This is a genomic window from Gilliamella sp. W8123 (assembly GCF_016101085.1).
Taxonomy (GTDB): domain Bacteria; phylum Pseudomonadota; class Gammaproteobacteria; order Enterobacterales; family Orbaceae; genus Gilliamella; species Gilliamella apis.
In genome coordinates this window covers 107,100-119,457 of the sequence record NZ_JACFRE010000007.1, presented here as the reverse complement: position 1 = coordinate 119,457, position 12,358 = coordinate 107,100, and the positions used below count along the sequence as shown (strand labels likewise).

At 33.4% G+C, this 12,358-nt stretch carries 9 protein-coding genes and 1 riboswitch; of the genes, 2 read left to right on the top strand and 7 right to left on the bottom strand.

Translation table 11 applies throughout. From position 1 onward, the window contains the following. Window positions 1-38: 38 nt before the first annotated feature. From H3T56_RS09760 to coaA, 6 genes are all read right to left on the bottom strand, one after another. Window positions 39-5,165 (bottom strand): alpha-2-macroglobulin, encoded by a 5,127-nt coding sequence (locus H3T56_RS09760; protein ID WP_198192841.1) that lies wholly within the window; start codon window positions 5,163-5,165, stop codon window positions 39-41. Window positions 5,166-5,418: 253 nt separating this feature from the next. Then, complete coding sequence (locus H3T56_RS09755; RefSeq protein ID WP_065578001.1) at window positions 5,419-6,090, bottom strand: 7-cyano-7-deazaguanine/7-aminomethyl-7-deazaguanine transporter; 672 nt, start codon at window positions 6,088-6,090, stop codon at window positions 5,419-5,421. Between the two features lie 44 nt (window positions 6,091-6,134). Continuing rightward, window positions 6,135-6,791 (bottom strand): 7-cyano-7-deazaguanine synthase QueC, encoded by a 657-nt coding sequence (gene queC / locus H3T56_RS09750; RefSeq protein ID WP_198192839.1) that lies wholly within the window; start codon window positions 6,789-6,791, stop codon window positions 6,135-6,137. A gap of 23 nt (window positions 6,792-6,814) precedes the next feature. After that, window positions 6,815-7,288: a preQ(1) synthase gene (queF, locus tag H3T56_RS09745; RefSeq protein WP_198192833.1), complete on the bottom strand. Its 474-nt coding sequence runs from the start codon at window positions 7,286-7,288 to the stop codon at window positions 6,815-6,817. 2 nt (window positions 7,289-7,290) lie between these two features. Continuing rightward, a riboswitch (PreQ1 riboswitch) is annotated at window positions 7,291-7,335 on the bottom strand. Window positions 7,336-7,491: 156 nt separating this feature from the next. Further along, window positions 7,492-7,947, bottom strand: coding sequence for a DUF1090 domain-containing protein (locus H3T56_RS09740; RefSeq protein WP_034901394.1), 456 nt, complete (start codon window positions 7,945-7,947; stop codon window positions 7,492-7,494). A gap of 17 nt (window positions 7,948-7,964) precedes the next feature. Beyond that, the gene (coaA, locus tag H3T56_RS09735) at window positions 7,965-8,900 is read right to left on the bottom strand and encodes a type I pantothenate kinase (RefSeq protein WP_034901396.1); all 936 of its coding nucleotides are present in this window, start codon (window positions 8,898-8,900) and stop codon (window positions 7,965-7,967) included. Between the two features lie 166 nt (window positions 8,901-9,066). Between coaA and yihI the strand changes: the two genes are divergently transcribed. After that, complete coding sequence (yihI, locus tag H3T56_RS09730) at window positions 9,067-9,567, top strand: Der GTPase-activating protein YihI (protein ID WP_065614299.1); 501 nt, start codon at window positions 9,067-9,069, stop codon at window positions 9,565-9,567. Window positions 9,568-9,790: 223 nt separating this feature from the next. After that, window positions 9,791-11,188, top strand: a complete 1,398-nt coding sequence (hemN, locus tag H3T56_RS09725; protein WP_086354206.1) for an oxygen-independent coproporphyrinogen III oxidase — start codon at window positions 9,791-9,793, stop codon at window positions 11,186-11,188. A gap of 45 nt (window positions 11,189-11,233) precedes the next feature. Here hemN and rsmC read toward each other — a convergent pair whose 3' ends face one another. Continuing rightward, complete coding sequence (rsmC, locus tag H3T56_RS09720) at window positions 11,234-12,274, bottom strand: 16S rRNA (guanine(1207)-N(2))-methyltransferase RsmC (RefSeq protein WP_065614300.1); 1,041 nt, start codon at window positions 12,272-12,274, stop codon at window positions 11,234-11,236. Between the last annotated feature and the right edge of the window lie 84 nt (window positions 12,275-12,358).

The window sequence follows — 12,358 nt, the reverse complement described above, 5'->3', positions numbered from 1 at the left end:
TTGGCGGAATAATCATTTTATAAAATGTAATGGTGAAATTACTTATCACCTTCTTCATTGTTATCCTTTTTACTAGGACTGGATATTGTCATCAAATCAAGTGATTGTCCTATAGCAAACCGATCTGGTCGATACATAGACTCAACATAAGGATAAGGAATCATGTAATCACCAGTAGTCACTGCTCTAACTAAATAAGCAACGCGTTTACGATATTTATTTTCATTGACATAGGTATTGATATTCACCGCAGCAACATATCTATCATCTCTAAATTCCTGATATTTAATCTCGTTAATATCCTCATTTTTTAATAAATCAGCGACCCATGGAATTGTTGATAAATTTACACTGCTATTAGCAAGATTTTGATTTTCTAGCTCCAAACCTGCAGGTAAGAAATCAACAATTAAGGCATCATGCACAGCTTTTTGAGCTGTTACATCTAAAACGACAACCATCATTGAACCTACTTCTATATTCGATGGTATTATCTCTTTACCTTGTAAATCATAATAGGTACGCTTAATAGTTAAAAAACCATCTTGCGATGTTGGTGCTGGAGGTGTTTTTTCATAGCCTGTAACAGAAAATTTAATATAAAGCGGCTCATCATGAGCAGAATTATTAATAGATAATCCTTGTGCTAATCCATCAAAATCATAGGAGTGAGAAACAACTGAATCAACATCATCAATTTTGCCATTTATTGAAACTTTGAATTGATTACCACTTTTATGTTGTTCTAATGTCCAACCAGCAATAAATAACGCATTTAATTCCTGTGTTGAGAAATAACGTTGATCATTTAATAAATCTGACAAATTATATAGATAATTTGCTTGATTATTCTGCGCCATATTATTTTCTATCAATAAAGAAAGAATTAATGACTGATCACGAACTGTACTACCATAATTACCTAACCACCTATCATTATATGTATATGGAGTAGTAAAAACTAACGGCAATAATTTGTCATAGGTTGCCTGATAACCATTTAATTTTGCTGTTACCGCTAAATGAGCTAATGGTAATGGTGAGTAGATAAATGATGTATCACTGCTCATTATTTTATCGGTTAAATAATTAATTTCATTACGCATTGCTGCAGTGATTTTCTCTTGTTTAGAAAGTATCATCAAAGCATAGGCTTTAATAGATAATTTATTAAACTCAAGCACGTCTAAATCACCGTAATAACTAAGATTATTAAATGCAGAGGCATCATAAATATATTGACCAATACGCGTCATTGCAGCATCAAGCGCTTTATCATTAACCTGATATCCGCGCTCTTTAGCTTGCAATAAAAAGTCTGTGGCATAGACTGTTAGCCAATGTTCTTCTTCACTATAGTTACTCCATAAACCAAAGCTGCCATTACTACGTTGCATTGATAAAATGCGTGAAATACCTGTTTGAACTTTTTCTCGGCGCTTTTCATCAGAATCAGTTTTAATGCCTAACTGCGCCAGTTGTTCACTGTTAGCATATAAAGATGGGAATAAGCCACTCGTAGTTTGCTCTAAACAGCCATATGGGTAAGCAAATAATCTTTTAATATATTGTGCAATATTTAACGGAGGTTGATTAGAGACCACTAATTGTCCTTCAACAGTATTTTCGATTAAACCAGTTAAAGCTTGGTCTGATAATTGCCAGCTTTCATTTGCATCTACTGCTGAGACATAAGATCTTGAAGTTGCGGCATATGCAGGTCTTATACCAATTGTCCAAGAACGACTTATATTGAAATCAGAATTATCTTCAAGCAAAATGCCTTTTACATCTATCTTTATTGTTCCTTTACCATAACCGTAATCGGCAGCAACAGGAATCTTAATAATATCTTTCTGTTTACTATCTAGTTTTACAGTAACCGATTTTGTTTCATTTTGATGAAGCAAACCACTAGTTGATACCTCAACTTGCATGTTTTGCGTACTACCAGTCAAATTATGCAAATCTAACGCTAAAATCGCCTGATCACCGCCAGATAAGAATCGAGGTGTTGTTAATTCAGCAATAACAGGAGCAGCAACTTTCATCGTTTTTTCAGCTCTGCCAAAACGATTGGTATCCCATGCTTGCGCCATAATTCGTAGTTCACCATTAAAATCAGGCAATGGTAAGTTAATTATCCCTTCGCCTTCATCATTTAACTGAATAGTTTCAAGTTGTTGTGCTACAATTAGGACGTCATTTAATGGTTTTTTACCACCAGCACCCATCGCATCACCACCAAAGCTCATGTTAACATTACGACCTGAAGCTTCAATCAATTTACCATAAACATCGTAAATACTGGTATCATAGCGTTTACGACCTAAAAATCCTGTGTATGGATCGGGTGTAACAAAATCAGTTATATTTAACACACCGGAATCAACTGCAGAAACCAAAACTGTGACTTTTTTATCCTGTTGAATAAATTGTTTATCCATTTTGATTTTTATTGGTACAGTAGTTTCTGGTTCAACTTGTACTGGTGCATTGATTGCAACATTTAACTGACGGTCTGTTGTGTCAATTGGTAAATATAATAACCCAATTGCTCGTTTAACTGTTTGTACAGCAGCATCTGTCGATGGACGAACTATCATAGTACTAATATAAATGTCATGTCGTCCCCAATTTTCAATTGGAATATCAACATCTAAACCATTTTCATCAATAGTTATTGATTTTTTCCAAATGGTACCACCATTATTTTCTAAAGAGATATAACCAGAGCCAGCAACTGGTGCCTGAACATTCACTCTGGCTATATCGCCAACTTTATAAGATGGTTTATCAATAGTTAACTTAACTTGATCTGGCCGTACAGATTTTGTGCCACGAGTATTATCTTCCCAATCATAACCAGCCCAAAAACGGAAACTTGTCACAACATTAGTTTGAGGATCAACAACTTCAACGCGATAAGAGCCATAATCAGTTGGTTGGAAACTTATTTTTGTTGTACTACCTGCATCAATAGATAATTGATTTTCTGAAACCATATATTCACTAGAATTATAGTTTACTCGCCAACCATCCTCATCTGACCAAGTCCAATAATAATTACGACGTTCGCGAATCAACCGAGCTTTTAGTGAATTTGTAGCTAACTTTTCACCTTCAAGATTAATATAAGCAATTTCAAATTCGGCATTATGGTCAATGTCAACGGTAGGACGATCATAATATTCATCCTTATTCCAATCATAATATGGTGAATCTTCAAATAGCGCTCGAATTGCAGGTAATTTATCTGCCGGCCATATGGTTTGTGTCGCATAACGTGTAACCGGTCGACCTCCTGAATCAAGTAGACTTGCTTGTAAAACCAATTTAGCAGGAGACTGTAATCCAGACCAATTATCTTTGCTAACCTCAATTTGAGTTAAACCATCATCATCCAACTCAACTTCAAGAGAATCAAGCTCACGATATAGGCTTTCGTCTGTCACTTTTCCAATTTTGAAATCAGCTAGGCCAGTAACTGAATCGACGGTCTTTAAATAGAGATTAGCTTCTAAACTGTTACCTATTGCTGGTTCACCATATAAATACCAACCTTTAACATTAAAGTTAATATCTTCGTTATTAAGAACCGCCCCGTTTGTAGTGCTTTTGATTTCCATTGCCATACGCTCAGGCAAAAACTCTTCAACTTTAAAGCTCCAGTAACGATAATCATCATCGCCTAAATTAAAACGAATTGCCCATTTACCTGTTGCGGCATCATAAGGAATATCAAACGTTTGCTGATATAACCCATTTAAATCAGCATTACTTTTTAATTGGTAATTTTTAATCACTCGACTATCAGGAGAAAGAATATCAACAATGATAGGTTGATCTGGTAATGATTGCCCATCAGCATTACGTAATAATGCATTAAAATAGACGGTTTCTTCTGGACGATAAAGATCACGAGGTCCGAAAACAAACAATTGTTTTTGATAAAAAGGACTACCGGACAAATTGAAATCAGTCAAATTAAGCGCATTACGATCAATATTAACAAACGAAGTTTGCTGGCCATCACTGGCTGTTAATAACGAATAGTCATAATTATTACCTAGGTCAAATTCAGCATAACCATCTTTATCTGTTACTGCTGAAATTGTATGACATTTTTTTCTATTTTCATCTTTACGACACATTAATGATAAATCAATATTTGCTAATGGTTTACCATTATCTAAACCATGAGTCATTACTGCTATCTTAGCATTTTTATAACGATGAACTGACACACCAATATTACTAATTGAAAACAAAGTTGCTGGATTCGATTCGTTATAAATACCTGCTTCATTCATCACAGCAATATAAACACCTTCTTGATTAAGTTCAGCAATATTAGCAAGGTTTACTAAAACTGTTTCTTGTGCATTAGGTTTTGGATGAAGATCGAATCTTGATGAATAAACTAAATCAGCATATTTAGTCAATTCTTTTGAACGCCAAATCGAAAGCAAATCAATAAAACCAAAATCATCCACTAATTTAGATAATTTTTCTGGTTTAATTTTAAAAAAGTTAATATCAATTTTATTTACATTCAGCGTTGTGACAGGTAATCCGCTCATAGATTTACTTGGTAGTAATATACCCGAGCTTGCAAAACCTACTGTAGGTTGGCGGTCTTGAGTCGTAATTTCTTTTTGGTAAACAGATTCTAAATGACTGTCGTTGATAGCTGATAATAATTTATCAATGGTTAAAACCAGTTGTCGATTTGGTTGAAGATAACGATGTTTTAGCTCTAAACCATTATCAGATAATTCCCATGCTCCATCAACATTACCTGTTTTTCTATCAACTAATCTGAGTAAATTAGAAAAATTCAACTTAGGATTAAGAGGTACCGAAAAAGTCACTACTAAAGTACTTGAACCATCAATAATAACTTCAGAACTATCAATGACAGTTAATTGTTTACCTTTGTACTTTTCAATTAATTCTGGTGTTGGATTAAAGGCATTATGAGATCCAGCCTCAGCTTCAGTTAAAGTTTCTGTTGCAACAGCATTGGTTTTATTGTCAATGACATCTGTTGCTACCTCAGTTTTATCAGCCTGTAGTGAATCTACTGTTTTATCTTTCTGATTATCACAAGCGCATAGCATCAAAAATAAACTTAACACCGCTAAGTGTTTTATCAATCTCATTATTTCACCTAATCCCTTACTGTTACAATGAATGTACTGTTTTTTTATCGATATTATGCACTTTCAGACAAAGTTTAGCAAAACTTCTTTAATCAGATTTATAATTTTTTTTATAATTAAGTTATGAATTTTGTTAAAAATTTTGAGGAACGGCCTTTTTGAGAAAGAAAAATAGGCAGTTAGAATTTACTATATTGTCAATAAACTCTAACTAGCGAATAAGTAATAACTTGTAGGTAAACTTAAAGTCAAGTTACTGAGATTTGATAAGCAATTTTTTTAAGATAAAGTTTAAAATAATTCCGTATAACGGTAAAAAGAATAATCCACAGATAATAATTTTAAAGCTATAATCGATAGTAGCAATTTCAACCCAATGCGTAGCCATAAATTCATCATTAGTTTTATAAAAGGCGATCGCAAAAAAGACGATGGTATCAATACCATTACCTAATATTGCCGATGCTGAAGGCGCTACCCACCATGCTCTATTTTTACGTAAATAATTAAACACGGTAATATCCATCAATTGACCTACTAAGTAAGCGGCAAAACTCGCTAAAGCAATCCGGAAAACAAAGCTATTAAACTCGGCTAACGCGGAAAATCCCATCCAATGGGTTTCAAAAAACAGTACTGAGATAGAATAAGAAAATAGTAAAGCGGGAATCATCACCACAAAAATAATCTTCCTCGCTAAACTCGCGCCAAAGACCCGAATAGTTAAATCGGTAGTCAAAAAGATAAATGGAAAGGTAAACGCTCCCCAAGTGGTATGGAAACCAAAAATATCAAAAGGGATTTGTACCAGATAATTGCTTGAAGCAATAACCAAAATATGAAAAAACGAAAGCCAACCAAGGGCTTTCATTTGTTGTGCGTGAGTAAATTGGCTAGTTTGTTCTGAATTAGTGTTCAGATACATAAATTTTTCCTTTTTTAATGGGGTAAGTGAACCCAGTGTTACAATTAATTTGAATGATTAAGATATTCGTTTAAACCTTTTTCGCGAAGAATACAGCTAGGACATTTACCACAACCACCATCAACGCCATAATAACAAGTATGTGTATGCTTTCGGACATAAGCCAAATAACCAAGTTTATCGGCCATCTCCCATGTTTGAGCTTTAGTGAGATACATTAGCGGTGTAATAAGATTAAAGTTATAATCCATAGCCAGATTCATCGATACATTCATTGATTTAATAAAAATATCACGACAATCAGGATAGCCACTAAAATCAGTTTCACAAACACCAATAATAATGTCGCAAATATCTTGTTGTTTGGCATAACATCCAGCTAGAAGTAAAAACAGCATATTACGACCGTCAACAAAAGTATTCGGGTAATCCCCTTCTTTGGCCACTTTGATTTCTTGCGAGTCATCAATCAAAGCATTATTAGTGGTCTGTTTAATCACCGAAGTATCAATAACAGTTTGTTTGACACCAAGATCTTCAGCAATCCATTTAGCTTTTTCCAGTTCAATTGCATGACGCTGACCATATTGAAAACTAATGGTTTCGACATTTTCACGACCATAATCAGCAATGGCCTGCAATAAACAAGTTGTAGAATCTTGGCCACCTGAAAAGATAACAAGAGCTTTACGATTTTGCATTTTTAACGAATCCAGTAGAAAAATTAACGATTATCGATTTTTTCAGGATAAAGGTCATGATTAGCCAAGCGATTCAAAGCTATTTGTTGCCAATTCGTACCGGCTTTACCATAATTGGCATAAGGATCGATAGATATTCCACCTCGGGGAGTAAATTTACCCCACACTTCTATATATTTCGGATCCATCAATTTAATTAGATCTTTCATGATGATATTAATGCAATCTTCATGATAATCACCATGATTGCGGAAGCTGAATAGGTAAAGCTTAAGCGATTTACTTTCAACCATTTTAATATTTGGCACATACGAAATATAAATAGTGGCAAAATCAGGTTGTCCTGTTATCGGACAAAGACTGGTAAATTCAGGACAATTAAATTTTACAAAATAATCATTTTCTGGATGTGTATTATCGAATGTTTCTAAAATTTCTGGACAATAGTCAGTAGGATAGCGAACGGATTGATCGCCAAGTAGTGTTATATTACTCATTTTTTTCCTTAGTTTTTTAGCGTGGGAGGTTCACGAACCACGTAATTAGGCGCCCACCATACTCTTTTTAAATAAAAAAGTCCAGTTTAAGCAACGTTGCGTGTCTTAACAAAAAGCACCATTAATACTAGATCAATGGTGCTTATTTATTGAGAACTTAGGTAAAAAGTGTGAGGAAAGCACTTTTTTAAGTCAAATATAACTTATTTGCTGGTCAATTGTTTGTAATAATCAGCAAGTTTATCTTTAGCATCAGCTAATTCTTTTTCGGCATCATTTAATTTCGCTTTTAATGCATCGATTGTATCTTGATGAGCATTAACTTTATCTTTTGCATACTCTTTAGTTTTTTCAGCTAATTCTTTGGTTTTATCTGTAACATCTTTAGTTTTTTCAACTACTAATCTTTTATATTTTTGTTCTAAGGTTTCATCAGTACAATTGGTATTAACTTCTTGCAACGCTTTTTCAAGACCTGTCACTTCATTGGTATTATTCGCTTTTTTGGCTTGTTCTATTTTCGTTTCAATTGCTTGCTTTTTAGCATCACAATTTAATCCTTGGTTTTCGTCATTGCTTGATGCATAACTATTTACCGAAAATGCAGTAACTAAAGTGATAATGCTTAACTTACTTAATAACCTTATTGCTGATTTCATATTGATTCCCCTTAAGTTTATTTTCTTAATTGAACACAATCTACTTTATGATCTTTACCTTTGGTTAAAATTAAACTTGCTCGTTCCCGTGTTGGTAGGATATTTTCAATCAAATTTAATTCATTGATATCTCGCCAAAGGCGGTTAGCAATATTCACGGCCTCTTCCTCTGGAAGCTTTGAATAATGGTTAAAGTAAGAGTTAGGATCACTAAATGCCCCAGCTCTAAATTTTAAAAATCGGTTAACATACCAATCGTGTAATAGCGGTAATTGTGCGTCGACATAGATCGAAAAATCGACATAATCAGAAACAAATACACGATTATTAGCTTGAGTATAGTTTATGGTGCCTTGTAAAACATTTAATCCTTCAAGAATTAAAATATCTGGACTATCAACAACAATATGTTCATCTTCAACAATATCGTAAACTAAATGAGAATAAACGGGCGCCTTAACTTCTGCTTGTCCTGACTTTACATCAGCAACAAAATTAAGTAATTTTTTGATATCATAGGATTGTGGAAATCCTTTTTTATTCATGATACCACGTTCTTCAAGATAACGGTTAGGGTATAAAAAACCATCGGTTGTTACCAATGCAACTTTCCGATGCTCTGGCCAACGAGTCAACAATGCTTGTAGGACACGGGCGGTAGTGCTTTTACCAACAGCTACACTACCTGCAATACCAATAATATAAGGTATTTTTTGACTTTTCCCTAAAAATTTTGATAACACTGCCTGGCGGCTAAAACTGTTGCTTATATAATAATTGAGTAATCGAGATAAAGGCAAGTAAATTTCACTTACCTCATCCATGGATAAATCTTCATTAATACCTTGTAATGAAGTCAATTCTTCTGGCGTTAAAGTCATTGGTACCGCATTACGCAAGCTCGCCCATTCTTGTCGGGTAAATTGCATGTAAGGGCTCAAATGATTTGTCATATTTTATTCTCTATTGCTAGCTGATATAAATAATTTGGCTCAGATTATACTAAATCTATTTTTTTACAATCATAAATTGGTATTATCTCATGCTCATAGCTATATTGATGACTTACTGGTAAAATACGTTTAGTGAGTTAATTATCAGATATTAAATTGAGATTGTATGTTAAAAAATAAATCAAAACAAAAACCTAAAAAAACCCGCCAAGAGATTAATGAAGAATCTCGTGAGTTAAAGCGCAAACGTAAACATAAAGGTTTACCGAGTGGTTCACGTTTTAATGGTCAAGATAACAATCAAAATAACAAAGCAACTAAAACAATAAAAGATCCTCGTGTTGGCAGTAAAAAACCAATTTCATTGGTAATAGATGATAATTCATCTATTAAAAATATAGATAAAATTAATCAACCCAAAATAACTAAAGCCAAGTTAACACCACAACAAGAATTAGAACAACTTGAAAATGATACTAAACTGGATCAATTACTAGATTTAGTAGAGCAAGGTAAAATCTTAACTGACGAGCAACAAACTTATCTTGATAATAAACTAAACCGTATAGACAAACTTATGCAAATATTAGGTTATGAAGATGAAGATTTCGAGGATGAGCAAGAAGAAACCAAAGAAGATATCGTCAGTTTACTTAAACGTAATTAAGTTAGTTTTAGTTAAATATGCATTATAAACCATCAATAATCTTATATACAAAATAACCACGATAAAGAGTCATATACCACCATGCTACTATTGATTATGCTAGGTTTATATTTAGGATTATTTATTTGCACATTATTATATTTAAAAAAAACTAATTACATTAAATTAAAAACACAAATAAGAGCAAAACAACGTAATACAGCAAAACGTTATGGAAATGACAATGTCAAACGCAGGATTAAATAAAAATGTGATTCAAACCCAGTTATGGGATCAAGCGTTAATTGAAAAATATAACTATTCAGGCCCAAGATATACCTCTTATCCAACAGCACTTGAATTTAACGAACAGTTTACTGAACAAGATTTTATTTTAGCGACCAACCTTTATCCTGAACGACCATTATCGCTGTATGTACATATTCCGTTTTGCCATAAACTTTGTTACTTTTGTGGTTGTAACAAACTGATTACACGACAAACCCACAAAGTCACTAAATACCTTGATGTATTAGATATCGAGATCGCTAAACAGTCCAGATTATTTAAAAACCGGACTGTAACACAAATGCATTGGGGCGGCGGCACCCCTACTTTTTTAACTGATGCTGAAATTAGCCGCTTGCTCTCATCGATCAAAAAACACTTTAACTTTGCTCAAGATGCCGAACTATCCATTGAAATAGATCCAAGAGAAATAAGTCCACAAACGATTGATCATCTAGCTAATGTTGGCTTTAATCGGTTAAGTATGGGGATCCAAGATTTCAATCATGAAATTCAAAATTTAATTAATCGCGAGCAAGATGAAAATTTGATCCGTTCACTAATTACCCAAGCAAGAAAAAATAACTTTCGTTCTATTAGTCTAGATTTAATTTACGGATTGCCTAAGCAAACTGTTGAAAGTTTCACCGAAACATTAAATAAAGTGATTGATATTTCGCCTGATAGATTAAGTGTTTTTAATTACGCACATTTACCTAGTCGATTTGCTGCACAACGTAAGATCAAAGATAATGATTTACCTAATGCGAGTCAGAAATTGAAAATCTTACAAACCAGTATTGAAAAATTGACTCTCGCTGGTTACCAATTTATAGGTATGGATCATTTTGCAAAACCTACTGATGAGTTAGCTATCGCACAACAACAAAACAAGTTACATCGCAACTTTCAAGGTTATACCACTAAGGGAGATGCCGATTTACTTGGTCTTGGTGTATCAGCAATAAGTATGTTGGGAGACAGTTATGCCCAAAACCAAAAAGATTTAAGAAGTTACCAAGATCAAGTCGAACAAAAAGGACATGGTTTATGGAAAGGATTTACCTTAAATCGTGATGATAAAATACGTCGAGATGTTATTAAACAACTTATTTGCCATTTTCAGCTTGATAAAAAACAGATTGAACAACATTACCATATCCAATTTGATGACTATTTTGCTGAAGATTTAAAACTACTTGCACCACTAGAACAAGATGGATTAGTTGTCGTTAATCAAGATAGCATCAATGTTCAATCTAAAGGCCAGCTTTTAATTCGTAATATTTGCATGTGTTTTGATATTTATATGCGTCGATTGGTGCGACAACAACAGTTTTCACGCGTGATTTAATTAAATAAATTCACGCATGACTATTTAATGATACTGATTTAAATGTTAATGACTGGCTAAATAAACCTTAAATTTAGTCGTTTGAGCAATAATTTCAACACTTTTAAATGTTTCATCCAAGATCGATTGATATGGTAAAAATGAATTTGCCACAATACAAAGATAACCATTTAGTTTTAAGTGTTTTTTTGCTTCCTTAATCAACTTATTAACTGCGGTATAACTTGTTTCTTTGCCATCGTGAAAAGGTGGATTAGAGATAATTAAATGATATTTATCGCTTATATCTGAAAACACGTCACTAGCAATAACACGTGCAACAATGTTATTAGCAGCTAAAGTCTCTTTACTTGATTCTAATGCAGCACTACTTACATCAGTTAATGTTAAGCTTATATCTTGATTTAGTTTACCTATTACTGTTGATAATATGCCCGAGCCGCAACCGACATCAAGGATATTTCCTTTGATAATATCACTATGATCCATAAGTGCATTTAATAACAGCTCACTTCCTGCATCTAAGGCTTTCTGGCTGAAGACACCTGGTAAGCTTTTAATTTCGATATCCTGATTTTCAATCGTTAAGTGATAACTCAACCACCAGTCTTTTACTTCAAAAGCCAAACGACTATCAGCTCGAAAATGATATAAACCACATCGTCTTGCACTATCTATTTTTTGGATAGAACCAAAGTCACTTAACAGCCCTTCAACACTTTTTACCCCAGAACGATTTTCACCAATGATAAAAATATCACTATCTTTAGGCATATTGTTCAATAAATATGATAACTGAAATTGTGCTTCACTCTTGGTTTTAGGCCAATAATAAATGAGGGTATTTATATCACTATAAAAAGATGTATCAGGATAGAGCGAAAATATAGTGTTATTAGCTCGTTTACTATTTTTAAAGCTTAAAAAAGTATGATATTGGGAACAATGAATCTTGACGATATTTGCTGCAATAATCGCAGGATAATTGTCTTGAATATCGCCAGCAATAAGAATATTTTTATCATCAAAAAATGACTGATGACGTTCAAGTACTTGGCTAGCTGGAGTAAAAACAGATGTTGCCATAATGCCTCAATGAAAAACCTTTATAAATTGAAGCGAAGATTATACAATTAACTTTCTTTAATCCCTAGTAAAACCGTAATCTGA